We start from the raw sequence: 23716 nt of genomic DNA, 5'->3' as shown, positions 1-23716 counted from the left end.
CGCGTCCAACATATTCCAGCGGAAGGTAGTAGCACCACATGAACAGATTCAAAGGCCGGACCGCGGTTGTCACCGGGGCCGGCAGCGGCATCGGCCGCGCCATCGCCGTGCGACTCGCCGACGAGGGGGCGGACCTCGTCCTCGGAGACATCAGTGCCGATGCGGTGGAGGCGGTGGCCGAGCACCTTCGCCCCGGCAACGCGGCGTCGGTGACTACCATCGTCGGAGACCTCTCACAACGTGAGGACGCCGCCGACCTCATCCGACGAACCGTCGCGGAGCGCGGCGCGGTAGACGTGCTGGTGAACTGCGCGGGCGGTGGCGTCATCCTTCCCACGTTCGACCACACCGAGGAAACACTGCGGGCCACCGTCGACCGCAACCTGTGGACGACCCTGTACACCACACTCGAGGCGCTGCCCCACATGGTGGACGCCGGTTACGGACGGATCGTGCACATAGGAGCGGAATCTGTGCGCAACGGTCTGTACCGGCACGCGATCTACAACGCCGCCAAAGGTGGGGTCCATGCGTTCGGGACCGGACTCGCGCGAGAGTTCGCGCATTCCGGCATCACCGTGAACACGGTCGCCCCCGCGTGGATCGAGACACCGGAGGCGGTCGCGAAGTTGGCGTCCGCAACCCCCGAGGCGAAGGAGGACATGGCGGTCTTCGGCGCCCAGATGCGCAACCTCATACCGATGAACCGCCCCGGGACCGTCGAGGAAGTCGCGGCCGCCGTTGCCTTCGTCGCCTCGGAGGAGGCGTCCTACGTCACCGGTCAGGTGATCAGCGTGAACGGTGGCAGTTCGATGCTCTGACCAACCAGTTGACCCAACCCGCCCTTGCCATCGGGCCGCCGATAAGTTTATGGTCAGTCCATTCGCATGAAAGGAGATCAGCGTGTCGATCAGAGTGGGATTGTCGGTCACCGATGCACTCCTCGTCCCGAAACCCGCCGATCGGCGACTGCTCCTCGATTCCGCGGCGGAGGCGGGTCTCGACCACATCACCGTCGGCGACCACATCAGCTTCCACGGCGGAACCGGGTTCGACGGCATGGTCTCGGCCACGTCCGTCCTGTCCAGCCACGACACGTTGTCGGTGATCATCGGCGTCTATCTGCTCGGACTGCGGCACCCGATGCTCGCCGCCCGCCAGATCGCGACGCTGTCGCAGATCGCACCCGGCCGGCTGGTCCTCGGCGCCGGCGTCGGCGGTGAGGACCGCTCCGAGATCTCGAACAGCGGGGTCGACCCCAGCACCCGCGGCCGTCGCCTCGACGAGACCCTCGAGGTGCTGCGCGCCGTCCTCACCGGCGAGGAAGTGACGCATCACGGTGAGTTCTTCACCCTCGACCGGGCACGCATCCTGCCTGCGCCGCAGCCGGCGGTGCCGATTCTGATCGGTGGCCGCGGCGAATCCGCCATCCGCCGCACCGCCCGCTACGGCGACGGCTGGCTCGGCATCTTCTGCACTCCACGACGGTTCGCCGAGACCCGTGCCGCCATTCTCGATGCGGCAGCGAAGGAAGACCGGGCACCCGACTCGTTCGGCGTCAACGTCTGGTGCGGGCTCGACAAGGATGCCGCCGTCGCGGACCGGCTCGTCGGCGAGAAGATGCAGGCGTTGTATCAGTTGCCGCGCGACAAGTTCCGCCATCTGGCGCCGGCCGGAACACCCGAGCAGGTGGCCGAGTGGCTGAACTCGTTCGTCGAGGCAGGTGCGGACAACATCACTCTGGTGCCGGCGACGACGTCGATGGAGGCGGCCATCGAGCACGCGGCGTCAGTCCGCACACTTCTGCTCACCCATCACCGCTGACCGTGTGATGTCCACCTCCGACGAGCGCACCGACCGTAGGCAGCTTCCGCTCGGCGCGTTGGACGAGCTTCTCGACGACGCCGCGGTGGCCGTCGACTGCCTGTCCGCGATCGTCCGGGTCTGTTCGGAGGCCACCGGCAAAGCCGTCACCCTCTTCGACCGCCAGGGACACGTCGTCGCGTCCTCCCGGCCCGATGCCGGCAGGCAGACGACGTTCCCACCACTGCGCGAGATTGTGCGCGAGCACGCGATCACCCCGACCAGCGCGGAACCCGTGCTGTTGCCCGCCGAACTCGGCACCGGGTTGTCGCGGCGCAAGATCCTCAGCGCGATCGTCGAACGCGGCGAACACCTCGGATGGCTCGTCGTCGACGAACAGCCGACGCCGTTCCATCCCACGGACGAGTACGTGACCCTCCGCTGTGCCCGCCGCATCGGCGCGCAGTTCCTCACTCAGCGTCGCATCACCCGGGTGGCCTGGAATGCGCGGTCCGCACTCGCCCGCCAACTCGTTCGCGGCTCCGGCGCCTGGGCCGATCTCGCGGCCGGTGCCGAATACCTCGGCGTGAACGTCCACGCCCACCGCGCCCTGGTGTACGTCCGCGAATCCGACGGCGCGCCCGAGGATCTCGACCGCTCCCTCGCCGAGCACACCGAGCGTGCTCTCGGCATGGAGGTGTTGTCGACTCGCGGCTCGGAGGGAATCCTCCTGCTCATCGAGGCACCGGAGCACGTCGCGTCCCCGACCGTCGTCCGGCGCATCACCGCGACCCTCGAGGCGGCGGCCGCCGAACTGAGCCCGACGGTAGGTCTGATCGCCGGGGTGTCGTCCGTGTACGAACCCGATTCGTTCACCCGCGCCTACCGCGAGGCACGGGAGGTGGTGCGCTGCATCGACCGTTTCACCCACGGAACGGGACATCGTGTTCTCGCCGTCGACGATCTGGGACCGGCCCGACTCTTCCTCGCGAACGGCGAGATCTCCGCCATCCGGCACTACATCGACGACATGCTCGGCCCCCTCCTCGATGACGACGCGACGTCGACCGAACTGATTCGCACCCTGGCAGTCTGGTTCGAGCAGAATCGCGGCATGCGCCGCACCGCCACGCGTCTGGGTGTCCACGAGAACACGGTGCGCCTCCGGTTGTCGCGAGTGCAGGCCCTCACCGGCCTCGACGTCACCGGTGACGCGTCTCATCAATTGAGCATCCATACTGCGCTTCTCGTCCTCCGACTTCGCGATCATCCGGCCTTTCACATCGAAAACCGCTGCGCCGAAGCGGAATGCGATGACACCGGACGCATCGATGCACTGCCCGACGAACGGAGATCCGCATGACCGACCCGCACCGCCGCAAGGCACTGGTAACCGGTGCCGCACGCGAGGGCGGTATCGGTAAGGCCATCGTCGCCCGGCTGGAAGCCGACGGGATGGAAGTGGTCACGCTCGACCGTGCACCCGGGTGCACGTACCAGGCCGACATGTCCGCCGACGAACTGCCACCCCTCGACGACATCGACGTCTACGTGGCCAATGCGGGTCTGACGACGATGTTCGGCGCCGCACACAGTCTGTCGATCGACAAGTGGCGAAAGGACCTCGAGGTCAACCTCACCGGGACCTTCCGAGTGCTGCAGCAGTGCCTGCCGGGGATGCGCGAACGGGAATACGGCCGCGTGGTCGTCATCTCCAGTACCGCAGGCACGCAGGGCATGCCGGCCCAGGTGTCGTACAGCACCACGAAGGCCGGCCTGCTCGGTCTGGTGAAGACCGTTGCTGCCGAGAACGTCGCCCTCGGCATCACCGCCAACGCCGTCCTGCCCGGGATGACCGCGAGTTCCGGCATTCTGTCGATGCCCCAGGACATCCAGGACGCGTGGCTGGCGTCGATGCCCAACGGATTCGTCGACCCGGCCGACATCGCGGATGCCGTCGCGTTCTTCGCCTCCCCCACCGCCCGCAGTGTCACCGGCCAGTTCCTCACCGTCGACGCCGGCGACGGCCTCAACACCCGCACGGTGACCTCCTCGGTGGCGCAGCACCGATAGCGTTCGCGCGTGCTCAGTTCACCAGCACGCCGCCGTCGACGGGCAGACTCACCCCGGTCAGATACGCGGACGCGTCGCTCGCCAGGAACACCACCACCGCGGCGATGTCCTCGGGATCACCGATGCGTCCGAGTGGTATCCGCGCGTCGATGATCTTGCGCTTGTAGTTCTCGCTGTAGTGCGCCGTCGCCTCGGACGGAAACACTCCCGGCAGAATGGCATTGACCCGAATCCCGCTCGGACCGACTTGCGCGGCGAGGTCGCGGGTCAATCCGAGAACGGCCGCCTTGCTGGCGCTGTACGCGGCGGCGGGCATCTTCGCCGTCGTGAGCGCCATGACGCTGGAGACGTTCACGATCGAACTGCCGCGGCCCATCACCCGCGCGCATGCCTGGATCATCCAGTAGGAGCCGTGCAGGTTGACGTCGACGACGGACCGGAAGTGGTCGGGCGGGTCCTGCGTCACGGGGTGGTATTCACCGCCGGTGCCCGCGTTGTTGACGAGGACGTCCACCCGCCCGAATGCCTCGACGGCGGCTTCGACGAGGCGGTCGCACTGGTCCACCTGCGTCACGTCGGTCTCCACCGCCACCACGCGGGGGTTGTACTTCCGCACCTGCTCCGCGGTGTCGGCCAGTTTGTCGCCACGCCGCGCCCCGAGGACGACGTCGGCACCCGCGCGAGCCAGGGCGAGCGCGTAGGCCACGCCGAGACCGGACGACGCCCCGGTCACCACCACGACCTTGCCGTGCAACGAGAACCGCTCCAGCCCAGCATCGTTCCGGGACGGATATCCGCTGATCGATGTCATAGGCAAGCTCTACCACGCACCGGAGATCATCCGAAGCAACCACCGAGGGACCACTGTGGATTTCTTCAGTGACCGCGACGCGCGTGTTTGCGGTGCCGGCCGACCGGACCGATCGTGGATTCGTGACGGAATTCGACGTGAACACGCTGACCACACGGGCGACGGCGGCCGCGGATCGCCGATGGACGGGAGCCGCGATATCGGCGCCCTCGGCACTGCCGGGTGGGGTGTCGAGCCTGACCTACCGGGCCGTGCTCAGCCGCCCCGGCCTGCCCGACGCGGGCATCGTCCTCAAGATGGCACCCCCCGGACTGGAACCGGTCCGCAACCGCGACGTCCTCCGGCAGGCGCGGATCATCCGTCTCCTCGGCGCGGCGCCCGGCGTCCGGGTGCCATCGATCCTTCTCGAGGAGAACGGAACACCCGAACGGCCACCGTTCTTCGGCATGACCCTCGTCGCCGGGCAGTCCTACGAACCGCTCCTCGACGAAGCCGGCTCCCCGCCGTCCGCCGACACGGTTGCCGTCCGCGCTCTCCGAGCCGCCGGGATGCTCGCGCGGATGCAGAACCTCGATCCCGTCGCGCTGGGAGTCGGGGGCGAACCGGTCGTCACCGTCGCGGAGGAAGTTGCGCGCTGGCAGCGCCTGCTCGACACCGTCGACGACGACATCGCACCTCGTCACGCCGAACTGCACGCCGCGCTGGCGGACCGCATCCCCGCACCGGTCGCTCCCACCCTGCTGCACGGCGACTACCGACTCGCGAACATGCTGTTCGCGGGCGACGACCTCGCCGCGATCATCGACTGGGAGATCTGGTCGGTCGGCGATCCCCGCACCGATCTGGCGTGGTTGCTGATGCACACCGACCCGGCACATCGGTTCCGGCGCTCGCGGTCGGCGGCCGACGTCGCGGCGGGAACCGGGATGCCGTCGCGCGGCGAACTCCTCGCGGCCTATCGCGCCGAGCGTGACGGTCCGGTTCCCGACCTGGACTGGTTCCTGGCCTACTGCTACTACAAGACGGCGTCGACGATGTCGGTCTTCGTCAAACGCAACCGGAGGCGCCCCGACCCGGACCCCGCCCTGGTCGTCGCCGCGGAGAGCTTCGCCGAGGTGGTCGAGCGCGGCCTCACCGTCCTCGGCGCACGGGTGGCACCTCAGGCGTAACACCGCCGGGTACCACCTCGACCACGACCTTGCCGAGCGCGGCCCGGTCATCGAGCGCACGCAGTGCGGCCGCCGTCTGTTCGAACGGGAACGTGGCCCCGACATACGGGCGTATCCGTCCCTCGGCGGCCAGTGACTCGACGGCGTCCCGGACCATCCGCAAAGTCCCGGGATACTCGGTTTCCATGTTGTCCATGGTGATTCCCGTGACGGTGAGATTGCGGTGGAGCAAGCGGTTGACCTTGACGGTGGGAATCGAGCCGCCGGTGAATCCGACGACGACGAGTCGCCCGCCCTGGCGCAGTGCGCGGAGCGAGTCGGTGAACCGGTCGCCGCCCACCGGGTCGATCACAACGTGCACGCCGCGCCCGTCGGTGAGATCGCGCACCTCGTCGAGCCACGGCCCGTCCGACCGCACCACCGCGTGCGCGCCGTGGTGGCGCGCGACCTCCTCCTTCCGGTCGCTGGACACGACGGCGATCGCCTTCACCCCGAACGTGTCCGCGAGGTCGAGCGCCGCGGTGCCCACCCCACCCGCCGCGCCGTGGACGAGCACGTACTCGCCCGGCCGAGCCTGGGCCCGGTGCAGCGCGTACCAGGACGTCGAGTAGTTCATGTAGAGCGCCGCGCCTTCGACGAACGACATCGACGGCGGGATCTTCACCGTGTACTCGGGCAGTGCCAGGGCCCGCTCGGCGAGCGCGCCGTGCCACACGATTCCGCCGACCCGGTCGCCCGGCCGGAGGTCGGTGCCGCCCGGTGCCTCGACCACGACACCCGCGAACTCGCTGCCACACACGTACGGTGTGGGCACGCCGTTCTGGTACTTTCCCCAGGTCTGCAGGGGGTCGATGAACGACAGGCCGGCGGCGTGCACGTCGACGAGCAGTCGCTGCCCGTCCGCCCGGGGGTGGGCGCCGTGCGGTTCGGGTACCTCTGCCAACGTCGCGGCCTCCGGGCCGGTCAGTTCCTCGACGACGACTGCGCGCATGGACGTCACTCTCCTTTGTTCTAGTGGAAGTAGGCCACGACCGCGTCCGCGACGCAGGCGGGTTTGTCGTGACCCTCGATCTGGAAGGTCTGCCGGATCGTGAACCGATATCCGCCGTCGATCGGTCGCGCATCCTGCAGTCGCGCCATCAGGCGGATCCGCGAACCGACCGGGACGGGGTTCAGGAACCGCACCGTGTCGAACCCGTAGTTGAGTCCCAGCGAGTGTCCGTTCATCTCGAAGACCTCGTAGAGAAACTTCGGCCCGAGCGAGAGTGTGTACATTCCGTGGGCGATCGTGCCGCCGAATCCGGCCTCCCGGCCCCGCTCGGGGTCGAGGTGGATCCGCTCGAAGTCCTCGGTGTCGTGCGCGAACGCCGTGATGCGGTCCTGGGTCACGTCGTACCAGTCCGTCGTGCCGAGGTCGGTGCCGACCCGCGCGACCAACTCGTCGATCCCGTTCAGCTTCAGCATGGCCGCATGCAACCACGGCGACCGCGCGCACCACAGGAACCGTCGATCCGGCACTGGAGAAATCAACAGTGCGGCGCGGCGGCCTCGTGGCCGTGGGTGCCGCCGCTCCCTACCGTCCGATGCATCAGGAAACCGAAGCGGAGGACGCCCCATGGACTGGACCATTCCCGACGATGTGCAGCAGTTCGTCACCGACCTCGACGCGTTCATCGATCGCGAGATCACCCCGCTCGAGGCCAAGCACCCGCAGTTCTTCGACCACCGCCGCGAGTACGCCCGCACCGACTGGGAACGGGACGGATTCCCCAAGCAGGAGTGGCGCGAGTTGCTGCTCGAGGCGCGGCGCCGATCCGACGCCGCCGGGTTCTTCCGGTTCCCGTTGCCCCGGGCGCTCGGCGGCAACGACGGGAGCAACCTCGCGATGGCCGTCGTGCGCGAGCACCTCCTCACCCGGGGCTCGGGTCTGCACTTCCCGCACGCCGACGAGGCGTCGGTGGTCGCGAACCTCCCCCTTGCGCTCGTGCTGCACGAATACGGCACCGACGAACAGCGGGAGCAGTACCTCGAACCACTGATCCGCGGCGACATCGAGATCGCGTTCGGTCTCACCGAGCCCGGGCACGGCAGCGACGCGACGTACCTGGAGACGGCGGCCCGCCGTGACGGCGACGACTGGATCATCAACGGGGCGAAGCGCTTCAACAGCCTCGTCGACTGCTCCGAGGTCGACCTCGTGTTCGCCCGCACGTCCGGGCAGGCAGGCAAGGCCGACGGGATCACCGCATTCCTGGTACCGACGGACGCGCCGGGCTTCTCCGTGCCGTTCAACCACTGGACGTTCAACATGCCCAGCGATCACTCCGAGGTCCATCTCGACGACGTGTGGGTCCCGGCGAGCGCTGTGGTCGGGGAGGTCGGCCGCGGCCTCGACTGCGCGCAGCTGTTCGTCCACGAGAACCGGATCCGGCAGGCGGCGTCGTCGCTCGGTGCGGCGCAGTACTGCATCGACGAGAGCGTGAAGTACGCGCAGGAGCGGGTCGTCTTCGGGAAGCCGCTGCACGAGCACCAGGGCATCCAGTGGCAACTGGTGGAACTGCAGACCGATGCGGAACTGATCCGCAACACGATCTACAAGACCGCGGCAATGATGGACGAGCTCGGGAAGACGGCCGTCACCGACAAGGTGGCGATGGTGAACCTGCGCAGCAACCAGCTCGCCTGCCGGGCGGCCGACCGCGCGATCCAGATCCACGGCGGCGTCGGGTACTCCCGCCACAAGCAGTTCGAGCACATCTACCGCCACCACCGCCGCTACCGCATCACCGAGGGCACGGACGAGCTGCAGCTGCGCCGCATCGCGAGCAGGATCTTCGACTTCTCGTCCCATCGCTAGTCACCCTTTTGGACTGTCCTTTACTTTGGCCTGTCCATATGGTGTTATCTGTGACGGAGGCCACTCACCGTGGATCCCCTGCGCGGCATCGCCGCCCCCGACTACCGATATCAATCGACAGGAGCTTCCATGAGCGCAGTCGGCACGACTGGGTTGCAGGCGTCCACGCGGCATCTGAACCGCTGGTGGTATGTCGTTACCGGTTTCATGACACTGCTGTTCGGCACGACAGCGGTCAACGTTCTGTTCAACATCCTGGGCAAGCCCATGACCCAGGAGTTCGGCTGGGAACGCAGCGTCATCAGCAACGGCCTGTCCATCGAAACGGTGCTGGTGGGCATCAGCATCGTCATCCTGGGCTTCCTCATCGACCGGTACGGACCCAAGATCCCCTCGGTCCCGATGTCGCTGGCGTTCGGAATCGGCCTGATGCTGATGTCCGCACTGCCGAACAATCAACTCGTCTTCTACCTGCTCTGTGTGGTGATCGGCGCCGGAGCGGGCGCCGTGAACCCGGTCGCGCACTCGACCGTGGTGAGTGCGTGGTTCCAGGACCGGCGCGGCATGGCGCTCGGCATTCTCATGGCCGGCCTCGGCTCCTGCGGTGTACTGATGCCGTATCTGGCCAACTGGATGCTCGGCATCGGCGGATGGCGCTTGGCCTTCCTGGTCATCGGCGCCCTGTGCACGGTCATCCCGGCCGCCGTCTACGCCTTCGTCACCCGCATGCCCGCCGAACACGAGGCCGAGCGCAAGGCCGCGCGCCTACAAGGCCGGATGGCCGGGGAATCGCTTCTCACCGTGGCCCGGAAGTACCGGCAGTTCTGGCTGCTCTCCATCGCCATCTTCCTGGTGTCGTCGGCAACCTTCGGGCTGATGTCGCAGATCGTGCCCATGACCACCGACAAGGGCATCAGCCAGGGCACCGCCGTCTCGATCCTGTCCGTCCTCAGCCTGGCGTCGGTTGCCGCCCGCCTGCTGGTCGGCTACCTGTTGGACCGGTTCTACGCCCCCGCCATCGGCTCGATCATCTTCGCGTTGTGCGCGGTCGGCGTCTTCCTGATGATCACGTCGTCGCAGACCGGCCTGCTGTTCGTCGGCGCCGTCCTGATCGGTCTCGGTCTGGGATCCGAGGGTGATCTCGCCGCCTACATGGTGAGCCGATACTTCCCCAAGCACTCCTACGGCCGGGTGCTGGGATTCATCTACTTCCTCTACGCGCAGGGGTCGGCGTTCGGCATCTTCCTGCTCGGACAGGTCTACAGCGCCACCGGTTCCTACCGCGCCGGAGCGCTGCCGATCATCGTGCTGGTCGGCGTCGGGATCGTCTGCCTGCTGCTGATGGGGTCCTACCGCTTTACCCTCGATCACAAGGAGGTCGACGCTGTCGACGAGACATCGGCGCCGAAGTCGCCGGTCTCCAGTTGATACCCACCGTCGACCAGAAGGAGTACGCATGACCGACGGATTCCACGACGCCCTGGTAACCCGGGCCACTGCTGACATGCCGGAGAGGTTCTTCGACCGGTTCATGTTCAACCTTCATCCGGACGGCGCCGCCGCGCCGTCGGTGATCCTCGGCGCCGGGGTCTATCCACCGCGGAACGTCGTGGACGGTTTCGTCGTCCTCACCACGGAGACCGAGCAGCGCAACCTGCGCTTCTCCACCGAGCACGACGCGACCGACGCCGCCTCCGTCGGGCCGCTGAAGTGGGAGACGCTCGAGGACAACACGACCTGGCGAATCCAGCTGGGTGAGAACAAAACCGGACTCGAACTGGACCTGGTCTGGCGCGCCCGGGCACCGTATTGGCTCGGATCGGTGGATGTGGAGAACACCGACGGAAACGTCACGTCGTTCGACCATCTCTTCCAGCCCGGCCGCTACGAAGGCACTCTCACCCTCGACGGATCCACCACCGACGTCGGCGGGTGGTACGGCCTGCGGGACCGCTCCCGCGGGGTACGCACCATGTCCGGCGGACAGGGCCTGCACATCTGGTACCAGGCACAGTTCCCGGACCGCACGTTCGGATTCCTGCTCGTCGAGGACCGTCGAGGTGGCCGAATTCTGTTGGAAGGCGCCGTCATGCACGACGACGGCCGACTCGACGACATCACCGGCGTCCGGCACGACCTGGTGTTCACCGCGGGCAACGACCTCACCGGGGGGACGATCGAGGTCGTGACGGCCGGCGGCGCGACCTACCGCATCAGTGCGGACGCCTCCGCAAGCGGTGGCTACATGGCGGGCGGTGGCTACGGCGGACACCACGGCAAGGTCCGCGGCCGCGACTTCCAGGAGTTCGACGTCTATCCGCTCGACGGATCAGTAGGTCCGACGACCCTCGACTCGGCCCTGACCGACCGGTGCTGCACGTTCGAGTGGAACGGGCAGACCGGCTACGGAATCTTCGAGTTCGCCCTGTCGCGGTCGTCGTCCTACACGTACCGCTCCAGCATCGCGACCTAGCCCGAAGCTGACTCTGCCCCTGCATCTACCGACAGGTGCAGGGGCAGAGTGCTGTTACAAGGCGCTATTGACGGAAAGCGTCCAGGCCCTCGCTCGCCATCCGCACCATGTGATCGGCCAGCCCGGCGGTGCGAGTCACCTTGGCGGGCCAGTACGCGATCGAGAAGATCATGCCCAGGCAGGATTGGGTGGCCACGGAAACCTCCGCCGGTGACGCGGCGGGGATCGACCGCGCCACCGCGGCTTCCCACCCCTGGACGTACTGCTTGCGCCGGCGGTTGATCGCCTTCCGCCACGGATCGACCAGCGACCGGTCTTCACGCTGGCTGACGTTCACGAGATGGCGGTGCCGGGCAGCATAGAGAGCGTGGTGGCGGATCATCCGCTGGAGATCGAGATCCGCGTCCTCGTGCACCGGTTCGGTGGCGCCGATCAGCTCGTCCATCGCCTCGTCGAACAGGGTGGCCAGAATCTCGTCCTTGCCCGAGAAATGACGATAGATGGCAGGACCGCTCAGCCCGGCACGGGAGCCCAGTTCATCGACACTCGTTCCGTGAAAGCCTTTTTCGTAGAACAGCTCTGCGGCGGTGTCGAGGATCTTCCTGTTCCGGTCCACAGCTGCATTCTAGCACTCGTTGTTAACGATCGTTATTATGGACCGATGACGTCACCAGCCGGAATCCCCTCATACCTCCAGGTGGTTGCACTGCCCCGCGAGTGCGGGCCCGTGCTCGTTCCGTCCGCCTACGAGGACGAGAACGGCCACATGAACATCCGCCACTACTTCGACCTCGAGGCGCAGGCGATCGCGGAAGTGTTCGATCGGATGGGCATTACCGACGACTACCGCACCACCCGTGGCCAGGGGTTCTTCACCGCAGAGCATCACATCCGCTACTACGCGGAGGTCCACGTCGGCGACCGCGTGTCGGTGCACGCGCGGATCGTCGAACGCTCGGCCAAGGTCGTCCACGCGATGGCGTTTCTCGTCGACGACACCACCGAACGCCTCGCGAGCACCCTCGAGGTTATCGCGACCCACGTCGACCTCACCAGCCGCCGAGTGGTCCCGTTCGCGGCCGACGTCGCGGACGCCGTCGACCGGGAACGGGCCGGCACCGACGTCGACTGGCCCGCCCCCGTGTGCGGCGCGATGGGCGTCCGCGCCCGGGCCGCGCGGTGACGGCGTCGGACCGACGACTCCCACCAGCCATTGACGCTCATCTTCTCGGTTCCCGCACTCGCTACGGAGGCCGAGAAGGTGCGCGTGTGCAGAGAAGTAGTGCAGGATGCCGTCACCGCGGCCCGACTCACGTGGCGTCGGACGACCTCAGGTCACGAATGCGGGACTCGATTCCCGCTGCTGTTCTGCGCATCTGGCCAACCAGACCCGACTCCAGGCTGGCATGAAACCTGATTGTCGGCATCGCCACGACCAGGGCGCCCAGAGCGACACCGTCGCCGTTACGTAGACAGACCGCCACGGAGGACAAGCCGACCTCGACCGCATCCACCGCTGTTGCGTACCCTTTCTCGGACACAGCCCGCAATTCCCTCTGCAACAAGGCGAATTCCGCAGGCGACAGCCGGTCGGCCGAGAGCGCATACTCCGACCGATACAGATCCGCGAGCGCACTGTCGTCGAGTTGCGCGAGCAGCACCCGGCCGCCGGCCGACGTTCGTGCGGGCGGAACATGACCCTGCCGATTACCGACCCTGAGCAGTTTCTCCGACTCGACGGCTCCGATCACCCGGGACTCGACGCCGGTCCGAACGACGAGATTCACCGTCTCCCCCGTCAGCGAAGCCAATTCGTGCATCGAGTCGAGGCACGCATCGCGGAACACCCGGGTCCAGGACGACCCGGTGGGTCCGACCCCGATCGACGGCCCCGGAAGGTACCTCCGCGACTCGTCCTGCACGACGAAGCCGTGGTAGATCAGCATGGCCAGCAACCGGTGGGCGGTCGACTCCGCCACGCCGATCTCCTCGGCGGCGTCCTTCAATCGGAGGCTGCCGTGGTCGCGGACTGCGTTCAGCAGCAGAAGCGCGTTGTGCACGGACTCGATCATGTAAGTCGGCTTACTGATCGGCCTCGTCTTCATACCGGGATGATAGTCCGACTTCGCAGCATCCGAACAGGATCGCACCCGGGGTTGCAGCATGTCGCTCAGACGGAGACAAGTCCGCGAGTGTCGGCCTGGAACCGACCGAAGTTCCGGTTCAACTCGGACAGGTGCCGAGTACTCATGACGACCCCGTACCCGTCCCGGCCCTCGCACGTCCACCGCATCAGGGCGTTGTGCACCATAGCGGTCGGCGCCGCGATCCAGGGAGCCCCGACGTTGGGCGTGGCCTGGAGCCGGAACTTCTTCCCGCGCACATCGGTGACCGTCATGTCGATGCCGGTACACACCATTCCCAGATGAGTGCTGGTCATCTCCAATTCGTCGGTGAGCCCGTAGACTTCACCGTCGTCCATCACGTACCCGTGCGAGAGTTGGAATGCGTCCGGGTTTGCCGCCTCCGGATTCCAGGGACAGATCATGTGGAAGGCGAGGTCCTCGCCGAAGGTCGCCGAAACGATGTGATTCGGCTTCCCTGCCTTCATCGGGTCACGCGGCCCCCAACTCCGATCCATCCGCTCGATGGAGTCCACGGCGTACTCGCGGCCGCGAACGATCATCGTCCCGGTCGCACGCCCGGTGGCGTCCCCGTGCCCGACGGACTTGCGCTCTCCCGACTCGAGGTCGGCATGGATATCGGGAGCCGCGCCGGCCTGCGGGCTGTGCTGCGGATCGTGAATGTCGAACGGGTCCATGAGATTCACCCATTCGACGTGGATCTCGGTACCGTCGTCGGCGACGTAGTCGATGCGGAACTTGCGCGGTGCGTCCACGGCCTCGATCGACAGCCCGATCGGCGATTCGATCCGCGTGAAGGATGCCGGCGCGGGGAGATGCGGATTCTCGTTGTAGTGCAACAGTTCCGCGCGCGTGTCGGTGAGCGAACCGCAGACCATGACCTGGTTCCACATCACCCCGAGACTGGGGCGCACATTCGTGTAGATCAGGGCGTAGAGATTCGCCTCCGGTATGACGATCGGAAACAGGATCGTCTCGACCCACAAATGATCTGCCTCAGGGGGATTCTGGTACTCGAAATGCTCGGCGTCGAATGCCATTGTTCTCATTCCTCAGTTCTGAGTGGTCGGTCTAGTGAGCTCGGGATCGTGCAACCGTGCGCGCCGCGAAAATTCCGGCGATCACGGTAAGTGCCACGACGGCCATCGCATAGAAGGCCGGGACGGTCGAGCCGCCGAATCCGGCGAGTGCCGCTAGGATGATGGGGGTGGGGCCGGCGAAGAGGGTTGTCGACATCTGCCACCCGAGAGACAAACCCGTGTAACGGGTGTCGGTCCCGAACATCTCGGACAGCAAAGGTGTCACCGCCGCGATGTTCGCCGCGACGACGGGCGTGACGACCACCATCGCGGCAACCGCCAGCGGCAGCACCCCGCTCGACAGCATCACGAGGGACGGATAGATCAGCACGATCAACGTGGCCGACGAGACGAGCAGCTGCGGGATCCGCCCCACCCGGTCGGACAGCCGGGCAAAGGGCAGCACCGCAGCGCAATACGACACCAGACCGACAAACGTGATCAACTGTGCATCGGCGGCGGAGAAGTCCGTGAACTGCTTCAGCGCGGACGGCATGTAGATGAAGTACAACGCCATCATGCACGAGTTGGTCGCCGCGATGCCGATACCGATGAGAACCGAACGGTAGTCCCGTCGCAGCGTCGTGAGCAGCGGTGACTTCTGCACCCGCCCCTCCCGGGAGAGGGCGGTGAACGCCGGGGTCTCCTCGAGCCTGTAACGGATGTACAGGCCGATCAGCCCCAGTGGCAGCGACAGCAGCAGCGGCAACCGCCAACCCCACGACGACATCGACTCGGGCGACAGGGTGCGGGTCAGCAACATCGCCGTTCCCGATCCGAACAGCATCGCCCCGCCGACGGTCAGCGAGATGAATCCGACGAAGAAGCCCCGCCGGGCCGGTGGCGCGAACTCCGCGATGAGCGACGTCGCCCCGCCGTACTCGCCTCCCGCGGAGACTCCCTGCACGAGGCGCAGCACCGTCAGGAGAACCGGTGCGGCAAGACCGATCTGGTAGTACGTGGGCAGCACTCCGATGCCCGCCGTGGCGAGCGTCATCAGGGTGATGACGACGGAGAGGACCGTTCGCCTGCCGTATCGGTCACCCAACGGCGCGAAGATCACCGCACCGAGGGGGCGTGCCATGAAGCTGGCGGCAAAGGCACCGAAGGTCAGCAACAGGCTGACGAAAGAGTTTCCGGTGGGAAAGAAGGCTTGCGCGATGTACGTCGCCACGTAGCCGTAGATGACGAAATCGTAGTACTCGACAAAGGTTCCGAAACTGGCGGCGGAGATCGCGCGCCGACGCACGGCTGTCGAGACCGTACCGTCGGGGGCGGTGGTGATCACCTCGGATGACATGTTTTCTCCTGATCCATGAGGCAGACGGTGCGTTGGCTAGTGCGCGCGGGTGGCGGTCTGGGCTTCGAGCAGAGAGCGGAGCGGCGGGACCGTATGCGGGTCCGGATCGACACCCTGAGGGAGGAACCACGACCGCTGCAACTCGACGAGTGGTCGTGAGTGTTCGAGCACGATGCGGCTGACCTCGGCGCCCGTGGCCGGGTCGGTGGTTCGCGCCGATCGGACGATCCCGGCAATCGCACGCGTCAACTCGTCCGTGGCCCGGTCGAGTTGTCCGTACTCCGGAACGGCGAGCCGATCGGTGCGGCGCGCATTCTCGAGTGCGTCCGCCAGCAGTGACCGGGCAGCGTGATCAACCTTCTCGTGGCCGCTGAGCCGTTCTGCGAGAGCGAGATATGTTCGGAACTCGTACTGCTTCCGCGGATACTCGTGGTGTGCTCGGTCGCGGTAGAAGTCGAGGACGCCGGCGATGACCCTCACCTGCTCTGCGGCCAGCGAATTCGATTCACCCAGCGCCGGTGTCACCGTCATGCGGAGGGAGCGGGCAGCAGCGTCGAACGTGTTCGCGGATTTGTTCACCATTACAGAACCTCCTCGAGATCCTGGCCGAGTTGATGGGCCATCAGATATCCGGTCGCCTCGAGTCCCGTCAGCAGAACGTCCTGGTGGGTCTTCCCCAGCTTCGAGACGCGGTAGGCCGAGCCCAGCGCGGTGACGACCGACTGGTATTCGTTCAGAATCCGGTAGAACGTGAGTTTCTCCGGATCGACGGTCAGGCCGGACGCCTGCTCGTACATCTCGAAGAAAACGGCGGTCGGCAGCAGTCCGGTCGCGAGGAATTCGGAACCGTCCTCGGACGGATGACCGAACGGGTACAGCGTCGCCCATGCCAGGTCGCGGTGGCGGTCGCCGAGGAAGCTGCGCTCCCAGTCGAGAATGGCCGTGACGGATCCGGTGTCCTCGTCGAACAGGAAATTTCCGCCCCGGTAGTCGCCGTGGACGAGACTGACACGGTCGAGAACAGGCAGGTTGTCCTCCAGCCAACCCGCCGCCACATCGAGCAGCGGAAAGTCTTCGCCACGGTCCTCCTCCCACACCCGCCTCGCCCGATTCAACTGCCACAGTGCACTCTCGGTCCCGGCAGCGGAGGGCTTCTCGTAGTGATCCAGCTTTGCCGCCGTCACGTCGAACGTGTGAATGCGTGCCAGGAGATCGACGAACTGCGGCGCCAGGACTTCTCGGAGTTCGGGACCGAAGTTGATCCCGATGCCGGCGATCCGGCTCTGGGCGCGGCTGGGCTTCGCGGATCCGTGCACCCACGTATAGACGAGCGCCGGCTCCGGGAACCACCTGCCGTCCTCGTCGACCCACCGGACCGTCGGCACAGGCACCGTTCCGGCGAGAGCGTTGATCACCTCGAATTCCCGCATCCGGCTGGTGGCGTTCAGGGACTCGGGCGGCTCCATGCGCAGGACCAGATCCTCGGTCACCTCACCGGCTGCGGAGTCGTCGTAGCGGAGTGTGAAACCCATCTGAATCTTCGACGCCCCGCCGGTCAGCCACCGCGCGTTCCGGACCTCGAACCGCGAAGACGGCAGTACGTCCCTCAGCATGTTCTCGAGCGCCGCGGTGAGAAGGCCCAGATCGAAGCTGCGATAACCCTGCCCCGCACGCCGCTCCATCTTGCGGGTCAGCATCCGGTCGTATTCGGTTTCGGTGGGGAACCGCGCGCGAATCCCCTCGATGACCTCCGGCGTGGGCTCGTCTCGATCGGAGTCCGCGATCAGTCCGGGTATCTGCCGATCCCGTTGGATGGTTGCACTCATGATTTCCTCATCACGCTCATGGCGGGACACGCCGTGACCGGAGCGCTACAGCACGGCTCTCCGGGAGATTGGGGCTTGCGAGTCGGGTGGTCGTCACCTCGACGACCCGAACACTAATGTGACCGGGCGCACACGTACAGAAGGTTCTGCTGTGCAGAGGATGGGAACGCAGCGACCAGGCCTCGGACGAATATTGCAGACCATCGCTCCGGCATCACTGCAGCTCACTGCGTTATTCACCGCCGCTCTTGAAAACGCTCGTTATCAGCGCTACCTTCGTCATAAGGTAAGACCAAAAGAACTTCGCGGGGCTCACGCTCCGCGGGCAACACGAAAGGACCAACAGGTCGATGAGTGACTTCACGAGTGACTTCACGGATGTGACGTATGAGGTCGAGGACGGACTCGCCTGGATCACGATCAACCGGCCCGAGCGGTACAACGCGTTCCGTGCGCGGACGGTCGACGAGTTGGTGAAGTCGTTCAAGAAGGCATGGGGAAGCGCCGAGGTCGGGGCGATCGCGCTCACCGGCGCCGGGGAGAAGGCGTTCTGCTCGGGTGGCGACCAGAAGCAGCGGATGGAGACCGGCGACTACGGCCCGTCCGACAGCGGTCTGTTCGAGGTCGAGGCGCTGCACCGCGTGCTCCGGGACGTGCCCAAGCCCGTGATCGCCGCGGTCAACGGAGTCGCGGTCGGTGGCGGCCACGTGCTGCACCTGCTGTGCGATCTGTCCATCGCCGCCGACCACGCGATCTTCGGGCAGAACGGTCCGCGCGTGGGATCGTTCGACGCCGGCCTCGGCACCGGCTACCTGGCGCGGGCCATCGGCGAGAAGCGGGCGCGTGAGATCTGGTTCCTGTGCCGCCGCTACAGCGCCGAGCAGGCCCTCGACTGGGGGTTGGTCAACAAGGTGGTGCCCGGTGACCAGTTGCGGGCGGAGGTCCGGGCGTGGGCGGACGAGATCCTGCAGCTGTCGCCGACGTCGCTGAAGGTGCTCAAGCAGTCCCTGAACGCCGACACCGAGCACTTCATCGCACAGGGCAACATGGCCTACTCCACGCTCAAGCTGTTCGGTGAGTCCGCCGAGGCCATCGAGGGAATCAGCGCGTTCAACGAGAAGCGCAAGCCCGACTTCTCCAAGTTCCGCGGAGCCTGACGGATCGAGGAGGCGGGGCGTACGCGCCTCGCCTCCCGCCCGCCGCGCCGATCGAACCCCTCCCCCTCACGCGAGAGAGCATCCGCCGCTATGCGTTTCACTACAGAGCAACGAGAGTTCGCGGTCGCCGTCCGCGAGTTCTGCGCCGCCGAATGCAAAACCCTCCAGCAACGCGACCTGCTGACCGAGGGCGGCACACTGGCGAACAGCCCCCTCATCCTCGACAAGTTCGCCGGCCTCGGCTGGCTCGCCGTCTCGCTGCCGGAGGAGTACGGCGGGGGCGGCGCCGGAATGGTCGAGGAATGCATCTTCCTCGAGGAATCCGCCCGCGGCCTCGCACCTATCATCGCCTACTCCACCGGTCTCACTGCCGCGCAGACCTATCTTCGCTACGGCACCGAGGAGCAGAAACGCACCATCGTCGGCAACATGGCGGCCGGCAAGCTCGAGGCGATCGCCCTCAGCGAGCCCGGCGCCGGCTCCGATCTCGGGGGCGTCCGGATCAAGGCGGAACTGGTCGACGACCACTACGTCATCAACGGGCAGAAGACTTGGATCTCCGCGGCACACATCGCCGAGAACATCCTCCTCCTGGCCCGGACCGACACGACCGGCAACAAACACCAGGGCCTGACCCTGTTCATGGTGCCGGCCGATGCGCCGGGGCTCGAGATTCACGAGATCAAGACCATGGAGGCCCGGACCTGCAACGACCTGTACTTCACCGACGTCGCGGTCCCGGCGAGCGCGGTCGTCGGCACACCGAACCAGGCGTGGCGCCACCTCATGCGCGGACTGAGCGTCGAACGCCTCATCATCGCGACGATGGCACTGGGTGGTGCCCAACGTTCTCTCGACGACCTGATCGCGTTTGTCACCGAGCGTGAACAGTTCGGCCAGAAGATCAGCAGCTTCCAGGCCATCCGGCACCGGATCGCGGATCTCGCCACGGAGATCGCCTTCGCGAAGTCGTTCGTGTACGAGGTCGCGGAGCGAATCGATGCCGGCGAGGAAGACAACCTCAACCGCGAGGGGTCGATGGCCAAGCTGAAATGTACCGAGATCGCGAAGAAGACCGCACTCGAGGCGATGCAGATGATGGGCGGCTACGGCTACACCCGCGAGTACGGCATGGAGGAGCAGGTTCGCCGGTCCCTGGCACCACCGATCTACGGCGGTACCAACGAGATTCAGCGCGAGATCATCAGCAAGAGCCTGGGCCTGTAGCCCTCGTTCCCGACCATAGGACCATCGCATGACCACTTCTCCCTTCGCGTCCGACGCCCTCGCGGGCAAGCGCGTCCTCATCACCGGCGGCGGCACCGGCCTCGGCCGCGGCGTCGCCCGGCATCTCGTCGACCACGGCGCCGAAGTCCACCTGTGGGGCCGCCGTCCCGCCGTCCTCGAGGAAGCCGCGGCGGAGGCGTCCGTGTCCCGGCCGGGTTCGGTCCACTGGCAGACCGTCGACGTGCGCAAAGCAGATCTCGTGTCGGCTGCAATGGACGAGATCTGGACGCTCCACGGTCCGCTCACCGGCGTGATCAACAACGCCGCCGCGAACTTCATCGCCCCCACCGAATCACTCAGCCCGCGTGCCTTCGAAGCCGTCACCTCCACGGTGATGAACGGGTCGTTCAACACCACCCACGCCGCGGGCCGCCGCTGGATCGAAGGCGGGACCAAGGGCGTCGTCCTGTCCACCCTCACCACCTGGGTCTGGAGCGGCTCCGCGTTCGTCGTCCCGTCCGCGATGGCGAAGGCCGCCGTGCACTCGATGACGATGTCGCTCGCCGTCGAATGGGCGCGGTACGGCATCCGCCTCAACGCGCTGGCCCCGGGCCCGATCCCGACCGACTACGCGTGGGAGATGCTGAACCCGACCGAAAAGAGTGCCGTCGGCGCGACCCAGGCCGACCAGGTGCCGATGGGCCGGATGGGCACGATGGAGGAACTCGCCAACCTCACCATCTTCCTGCTGTCGGACGCCTGCGATTACCTCACCGGCCAGACCATCGCCATGGACGGCGGTCAGATGCTCGCCGGCCCCGGCACTTTCGCCGGCCTGACATCGATGAGCAACGAGGACTGGGCCACCGCCCGGGAAAAGAGCAAGGCCGCCAGCGAAGCCGCCAAGTCGCAGCGCGGAGTCTGATCCCTCACAGACCGGGCCTGCCAGTCGGTGACGACAAGTCCCGGCCGGCAGGCCTTTCTCATGAGCGCCCGCAGTCACGCCGCATCCGCCGAAAGAGACATGACAACCGACAATCTCCAGGCCCTTCCGTTCATCTCGGCGGGTGCCGAAGCACTGTTCCGTGTGGCACCCGTGATCGGCGACGCCACTCACGGCACGTCTCAGATGCAGACCGGACCATGGATGTCCGACGAACGCGGCCTTCCGTGCCGCGGCGCTCTCGGTGTCCTGATGGACGACGTCACGGGATACCCGATCGCCGCCCGCATCCCGGCCGGACATTGGGCCGTCACGACGGAACTTCACCTCGACTTCTCACGAAACCCGGCGGTCGACGGTTCGATCCTCCATGCGGAGAGCAGCGTCGTCGCGTCCGACCCGGATGGCGGCCTGGCAACCGGCCGGGTCGTCGACGAGTCCGGGCGGGTCGTGGCCATCGCCAGCGCTCGCCTCCGGTTCGTCTCCGCGGAGATACCGACCGGAACCGCTCCCGACGACGTGCCACCCATCGAACCGAGCGCGTCCTCGATCATCGAACTGCTCGGCGCCCACCACCGTCGGGACAATGCCGCCGCAGGGCTGGAACTGGAGGCCGCGGAATCGCACTGCAATCCGCTCGGCAACGTCCACGGCGGCATCCTCCTGTGCGCGTCCGAGATCGCGGGCCTCTCCGCGGTGACACCGGAGGCGGAGTTCCAGACGACCTCGATCGCCATGGCGTTCGTGCGCCCCTGCCCCGGGACCGAGCCGCTCACCTTCGCTCCCCGGGTCCTCTACCGTGGCCGCAGCTTCGCCGTCGTCCAGGTCGCCGCGCGCAATCAAGCCGGAAAGACGTGCACCACAGCGACGGTCACGTGCCATCGCGTGTGAGACGAGATTGCCGCGTCAGCCGCCGACACGGACGTCCGAGTCGAACTCGTAGTGCGCCAACCGCTCCCGAAGCACCCGAGCACCTTCCAGCGCTTCACCGTCCTCGTCGGAGAGATCGACGACGACGAGCGGGCGCAGGCCGGTGTTGTCGACCCGGACCTCGTAGGCAACGCTGTCCGGGAGGACAGCCCTGACTTGGGCGTGTACTTCGCGTTCGGTGGCGAGCATCCGAAGTACTGGTTTGGCGAGCTTCCCGACCGGTGTCAGTGGAAGTTGATCGAGCACGATCACCTCGACCGGCGTCGCTGCTCGTTCCTGGACGTGTTCTCGGCAGAAGGCCAGCAATTCACCCGGCTCTACTGTGGCGCCCTCTTCGAGTTGGACGAACGCCACCGGAAGCTCCCCTTTGGCGGCATCCGGCCGGCCGACCGCGGCGACGAGGTGGACCGCGGGATGGCGGTCGAGTGCGTACTCGATTTCGCTGGGGTCGATGTTGTGGCCGCCACGGATGATGAGGTCCTTCGCACGCCCGGACACCCAGACATAACCGTCTTCGTCGACGGTGCCGAGATCACCCGTGTTCGCCCATGCCTTCCCGTCCGGCATTCCCACCACGAAGAAGTCCTTGTTCAGTTCTTCGTTGAGATACCCCTGGCTGACGATCGGGCCGCCGATCACGAGCGTCCCGCGTTCGCCGGGCGGGCACTGACGAACGAACCGCCCCTCGTCGTCGAGTTCGATCGCACGGACCTGGCAGAACGGAAGCGGTGTGCCTGCCGAGCCGATCCGTGGCGCCGATCCGTCGTTCAGGTGCCCGGTCACCGTTCCGTGCACCTCGGTCATGCCCCAGTTCTCGCGCAGCCAGATGCCGAACCGCTCGTGGAAGGCGCGGACGAGTTCGGTCGGCACGGCGCTGCCGCCGACGTGGAAGTCCTCGATGCAATGATCCTTCCGTGAACCGCCGGGCAGGCTGAGCAACGCCTGGGCGGTCGTCGGCGTGGCGAGTAGGGAGGTCACCCGGTAGTGGCGAGCGATGTCCCAGAACTTCTCGACCACCGCGCGGTTCCGGTATCCCTCGGACGTCATTGTCAGCAGGGTCTGCCCGTACAGCAGCGCCCGCAAGCCGAGCGAGACGCTGCCCCCGCAGTGGAAGTTCGGCATGCCGTGAGCCACCACGCCGTCCGGTCGCGGTCCCATGAGAGCACCGACGTTCCAGGTAACGGTCAATTGACCGAATTGGGACATGCGAACCAGCTTCGGCGTTCCGGTGGTTCCACCGGTCGGCATCAGGACAGCGTCCCGATGCGGATCGAGGTCGCGGTCGAAGGTCAGTCCGGAACCTGCGTAGCTGTCCATGGCGGTGAGGAGATCGTGCGGGCCGTCCGGGCCGTCGACGAAGAAGACCGATTGCAGGGTGGGCACGGCCTCGAGGATCGCTTCGACGTCCCCACCGCATTTCTCGTCGACTGTCCCGCGCACGGTGACCAGCGTCGTACAGCGGGCGTCGTTCATAATGCGCACGAGAGAAGAGAGCTCGAGGAAGGGGTTGAGTGGAACCGCGATCCCGGAGGTCGCCGCTCCCCAGATCGCGACTAGGCCCTCCGGCAGCATCGGCAGCATCACCGCGACCACGCTGGGCGAGTCGCCGGCGCGGTCGTGGAAGAGGCTGGCCGCACGTTCGATCGATCCGATCAGTTCGCGATAGGTGACGACACGCGCCGGGACGAGAAAGTCGGGCGGTTCGATCGTCACGATCGCGTTCTTGTCCGGATGCTCGGCAGCGGCCGCGGCGAGAGCGTCGTAGAACGTCGCGCCGGTACGTAAATCATCGGGCGAGAACGTCGTCTCGATGGAAGTGATGTCGTCTCGGTTTGCGATTCTTCGCCGCAGTATTCGTGGCGGCGTGGGGTCGACGCGAGAATGCGGATGCGCTGGGGCGGGCGAGTGCACCATCCGTGCGGGC

Annotated in this window: 23 protein-coding genes; 13 read left to right on the top strand and 10 right to left on the bottom strand. The window is 66.5% G+C overall.

Translation table 11 applies throughout. The features are described 5' to 3' along the window. The first annotated feature begins 38 nt into the window (after positions 1-38). From P3H15_RS13195 to P3H15_RS13180, 4 genes are all read left to right on the top strand, one after another. A complete protein-coding gene (locus P3H15_RS13195) occupies positions 39-821 on the top strand; it encodes an SDR family NAD(P)-dependent oxidoreductase (protein ID WP_276137645.1) in 783 nt (260 codons plus the stop codon). An 82-nt stretch (positions 822-903) separates the two neighbouring features. Further along, positions 904-1824 (top strand): LLM class flavin-dependent oxidoreductase, encoded by a 921-nt coding sequence (locus P3H15_RS13190; protein ID WP_276137644.1) that lies wholly within the window; start codon positions 904-906, stop codon positions 1822-1824. A gap of 7 nt (positions 1825-1831) precedes the next feature. Further along, the gene (locus P3H15_RS13185) at positions 1832-3166 is read left to right on the top strand and encodes a CdaR family transcriptional regulator (RefSeq protein WP_276137643.1); all 1335 of its coding nucleotides are present in this window, start codon (positions 1832-1834) and stop codon (positions 3164-3166) included. Then, a complete protein-coding gene (locus P3H15_RS13180; RefSeq protein WP_072937124.1) occupies positions 3163-3876 on the top strand; it encodes an SDR family NAD(P)-dependent oxidoreductase in 714 nt (237 codons plus the stop codon). Before P3H15_RS13185 ends, P3H15_RS13180 begins: the two co-directional genes overlap by 4 nt. A 13-nt stretch (positions 3877-3889) precedes the next feature. Here the strand turns inward: P3H15_RS13180 and P3H15_RS13175 are convergent, their stop codons facing one another. Continuing rightward, a complete protein-coding gene (locus tag P3H15_RS13175; protein ID WP_276137642.1) occupies positions 3890-4687 on the bottom strand; it encodes an SDR family NAD(P)-dependent oxidoreductase in 798 nt (265 codons plus the stop codon). A gap of 122 nt (positions 4688-4809) precedes the next feature. On the opposite strand from P3H15_RS13175, the gene P3H15_RS13170 reads away from it, so the two are divergent. After that, complete coding sequence (locus P3H15_RS13170; protein WP_276137641.1) at positions 4810-5856, top strand: phosphotransferase family protein; 1047 nt, start codon at positions 4810-4812, stop codon at positions 5854-5856. Here P3H15_RS13170 and P3H15_RS13165 read toward each other — a convergent pair. Beyond that, positions 5819-6847 carry an NADPH:quinone oxidoreductase family protein gene (locus P3H15_RS13165; RefSeq protein WP_276137640.1) on the bottom strand — a complete coding sequence of 343 codons (1029 nt, stop codon included), beginning with the start codon at positions 6845-6847 and terminating at the stop codon, positions 5819-5821. The two genes, P3H15_RS13170 and P3H15_RS13165, sit on opposite strands and share 38 nt — an antisense overlap. Positions 6848-6867: 20 nt before the next feature. Beyond that, on the bottom strand, positions 6868-7320 hold the full coding sequence (locus tag P3H15_RS13160; RefSeq protein ID WP_276137639.1) for a MaoC family dehydratase: 453 nt from the start codon (positions 7318-7320) through the stop codon (positions 6868-6870). A gap of 151 nt (positions 7321-7471) precedes the next feature. Between P3H15_RS13160 and P3H15_RS13155 the strand changes: the two genes are divergently transcribed. The 3 genes from P3H15_RS13155 to P3H15_RS13145 all read left to right on the top strand — a co-directional run bounded on the left by P3H15_RS13155 (position 7472) and on the right by P3H15_RS13145 (position 11186). Beyond that, entirely contained in the window at positions 7472-8713 is a 1242-nt protein-coding gene (locus tag P3H15_RS13155) for an acyl-CoA dehydrogenase family protein (RefSeq protein WP_276137638.1), read from the top strand. 129 nt (positions 8714-8842) lie between these two features. Further along, a complete protein-coding gene (locus P3H15_RS13150) occupies positions 8843-10141 on the top strand; it encodes an MFS transporter (RefSeq protein WP_276137637.1) in 1299 nt (432 codons plus the stop codon). 28 nt (positions 10142-10169) lie between these two features. After that, positions 10170-11186 carry a hypothetical protein gene (locus tag P3H15_RS13145; RefSeq protein WP_276137636.1) on the top strand — a complete coding sequence of 339 codons (1017 nt, stop codon included), beginning with the start codon at positions 10170-10172 and terminating at the stop codon, positions 11184-11186. A gap of 64 nt (positions 11187-11250) precedes the next feature. Here the strand turns inward: P3H15_RS13145 and P3H15_RS13140 are convergent, their stop codons facing one another. After that, complete coding sequence (locus P3H15_RS13140; protein WP_206009138.1) at positions 11251-11802, bottom strand: TetR/AcrR family transcriptional regulator; 552 nt, start codon at positions 11800-11802, stop codon at positions 11251-11253. Positions 11803-11847: 45 nt separating this feature from the next. Here P3H15_RS13140 and P3H15_RS13135 point away from each other — a divergent pair, with 45 nt between their 5' ends. Next, positions 11848-12369, top strand: coding sequence for a thioesterase family protein (locus P3H15_RS13135; RefSeq protein WP_276137635.1), 522 nt, complete (start codon positions 11848-11850; stop codon positions 12367-12369). 127 nt (positions 12370-12496) lie between these two features. Here the strand turns inward: P3H15_RS13135 and P3H15_RS13130 are convergent, their stop codons facing one another. The 5 genes from P3H15_RS13130 to P3H15_RS13110 form a co-directional block, all read right to left on the bottom strand. Continuing rightward, entirely contained in the window at positions 12497-13291 is a 795-nt protein-coding gene (locus tag P3H15_RS13130) for an IclR family transcriptional regulator (RefSeq protein WP_276137634.1), read from the bottom strand. 65 nt (positions 13292-13356) lie between these two features. Then, a complete protein-coding gene (locus P3H15_RS13125; protein ID WP_276137633.1) occupies positions 13357-14370 on the bottom strand; it encodes a hypothetical protein in 1014 nt (337 codons plus the stop codon). 31 nt (positions 14371-14401) lie between these two features. Further along, complete coding sequence (locus tag P3H15_RS13120) at positions 14402-15709, bottom strand: MFS transporter (RefSeq protein ID WP_276137632.1); 1308 nt, start codon at positions 15707-15709, stop codon at positions 14402-14404. Positions 15710-15745: 36 nt separating this feature from the next. Then, positions 15746-16291, bottom strand: coding sequence for a hypothetical protein (locus P3H15_RS13115; RefSeq protein ID WP_276137631.1), 546 nt, complete (start codon positions 16289-16291; stop codon positions 15746-15748). Then, the gene (locus P3H15_RS13110; RefSeq protein ID WP_276137630.1) at positions 16291-17535 is read right to left on the bottom strand and encodes a phosphotransferase family protein; all 1245 of its coding nucleotides are present in this window, start codon (positions 17533-17535) and stop codon (positions 16291-16293) included. The genes P3H15_RS13115 and P3H15_RS13110 overlap by 1 nt, the downstream gene beginning before the upstream one ends. Positions 17536-17885: 350 nt before the next feature. On the opposite strand from P3H15_RS13110, the gene P3H15_RS13105 reads away from it, so the two are divergent. The 4 genes from P3H15_RS13105 (at position 17886) to P3H15_RS13090 (ending at position 21753) form a co-directional block, all read left to right on the top strand. Then, positions 17886-18692 (top strand): enoyl-CoA hydratase-related protein, encoded by an 807-nt coding sequence (locus P3H15_RS13105; RefSeq protein WP_276137629.1) that lies wholly within the window; start codon positions 17886-17888, stop codon positions 18690-18692. A gap of 90 nt (positions 18693-18782) precedes the next feature. After that, positions 18783-19919: an acyl-CoA dehydrogenase family protein gene (locus P3H15_RS13100; RefSeq protein WP_276137628.1), complete on the top strand. Its 1137-nt coding sequence runs from the start codon at positions 18783-18785 to the stop codon at positions 19917-19919. 28 nt (positions 19920-19947) lie between these two features. Then, positions 19948-20844 (top strand): SDR family oxidoreductase, encoded by an 897-nt coding sequence (locus P3H15_RS13095; protein ID WP_124393342.1) that lies wholly within the window; start codon positions 19948-19950, stop codon positions 20842-20844. 99 nt (positions 20845-20943) lie between these two features. Continuing rightward, positions 20944-21753, top strand: a complete 810-nt coding sequence (locus P3H15_RS13090; RefSeq protein WP_276137627.1) for a PaaI family thioesterase — start codon at positions 20944-20946, stop codon at positions 21751-21753. A 15-nt stretch (positions 21754-21768) separates the two neighbouring features. Here P3H15_RS13090 and P3H15_RS13085 read toward each other — a convergent pair whose 3' ends face one another. Beyond that, complete coding sequence (locus tag P3H15_RS13085; protein WP_276137626.1) at positions 21769-23706, bottom strand: AMP-binding protein; 1938 nt, start codon at positions 23704-23706, stop codon at positions 21769-21771. Between the last annotated feature and the right edge of the window lie 10 nt (positions 23707-23716).

Origin of the sequence: Rhodococcus sp. T2V, assembly GCF_029269925.1 — a bacterium.
Lineage (GTDB): Bacteria > Actinomycetota > Actinomycetes > Mycobacteriales > Mycobacteriaceae > Rhodococcus_F > Rhodococcus_F koreensis.
The sequence above is the reverse complement of the archived record's forward strand: the minus strand, read 5'-3'. Positions and strand labels throughout refer to the sequence as shown.

What these genes read in the sequence shown, in the direction of transcription:
- P3H15_RS13195 (WP_276137645.1), top strand. Translation starts at nt 39, where the DNA reads ATGAACAGATTCAAAGGCCGGACCGCGGTTGTCACCGGGGCCGGCAGC.
- P3H15_RS13185 (WP_276137643.1), top strand. Translation starts at nt 1,832, where the DNA reads ATGTCCACCTCCGACGAGCGCACCGACCGTAGGCAGCTTCCGCTCGGC.
- P3H15_RS13180 (WP_072937124.1), top strand. Translation starts at nt 3,163, where the DNA reads ATGACCGACCCGCACCGCCGCAAGGCACTGGTAACCGGTGCCGCACGC.
- P3H15_RS13175 (WP_276137642.1), bottom strand. Translation starts at nt 4,687, where the DNA reads ATGACATCGATCAGCGGATATCCGTCCCGGAACGATGCTGGGCTGGAG.
- P3H15_RS13165 (WP_276137640.1), bottom strand. Translation starts at nt 6,847, where the DNA reads ATGCGCGCAGTCGTCGTCGAGGAACTGACCGGCCCGGAGGCCGCGACG.
- P3H15_RS13160 (WP_276137639.1), bottom strand. Translation starts at nt 7,320, where the DNA reads ATGCTGAAGCTGAACGGGATCGACGAGTTGGTCGCGCGGGTCGGCACC.
- P3H15_RS13155 (WP_276137638.1), top strand. Translation starts at nt 7,472, where the DNA reads ATGGACTGGACCATTCCCGACGATGTGCAGCAGTTCGTCACCGACCTC.
- P3H15_RS13150 (WP_276137637.1), top strand. Translation starts at nt 8,843, where the DNA reads ATGAGCGCAGTCGGCACGACTGGGTTGCAGGCGTCCACGCGGCATCTG.
- P3H15_RS13145 (WP_276137636.1), top strand. Translation starts at nt 10,170, where the DNA reads ATGACCGACGGATTCCACGACGCCCTGGTAACCCGGGCCACTGCTGAC.
- P3H15_RS13135 (WP_276137635.1), top strand. Translation starts at nt 11,848, where the DNA reads ATGACGTCACCAGCCGGAATCCCCTCATACCTCCAGGTGGTTGCACTG.
- P3H15_RS13130 (WP_276137634.1), bottom strand. Translation starts at nt 13,291, where the DNA reads ATGAAGACGAGGCCGATCAGTAAGCCGACTTACATGATCGAGTCCGTG.
- P3H15_RS13125 (WP_276137633.1), bottom strand. Translation starts at nt 14,370, where the DNA reads ATGGCATTCGACGCCGAGCATTTCGAGTACCAGAATCCCCCTGAGGCA.
- P3H15_RS13120 (WP_276137632.1), bottom strand. Translation starts at nt 15,709, where the DNA reads ATGTCATCCGAGGTGATCACCACCGCCCCCGACGGTACGGTCTCGACA.
- P3H15_RS13115 (WP_276137631.1), bottom strand. Translation starts at nt 16,291, where the DNA reads ATGGTGAACAAATCCGCGAACACGTTCGACGCTGCTGCCCGCTCCCTC.
- P3H15_RS13110 (WP_276137630.1), bottom strand. Translation starts at nt 17,535, where the DNA reads ATGAGTGCAACCATCCAACGGGATCGGCAGATACCCGGACTGATCGCG.
- P3H15_RS13105 (WP_276137629.1), top strand. Translation starts at nt 17,886, where the DNA reads ATGAGTGACTTCACGAGTGACTTCACGGATGTGACGTATGAGGTCGAG.
- P3H15_RS13100 (WP_276137628.1), top strand. Translation starts at nt 18,783, where the DNA reads ATGCGTTTCACTACAGAGCAACGAGAGTTCGCGGTCGCCGTCCGCGAG.
- P3H15_RS13095 (WP_124393342.1), top strand. Translation starts at nt 19,948, where the DNA reads ATGACCACTTCTCCCTTCGCGTCCGACGCCCTCGCGGGCAAGCGCGTC.
- P3H15_RS13090 (WP_276137627.1), top strand. Translation starts at nt 20,944, where the DNA reads ATGACAACCGACAATCTCCAGGCCCTTCCGTTCATCTCGGCGGGTGCC.
- P3H15_RS13085 (WP_276137626.1), bottom strand. Translation starts at nt 23,706, where the DNA reads ATGGTGCACTCGCCCGCCCCAGCGCATCCGCATTCTCGCGTCGACCCC.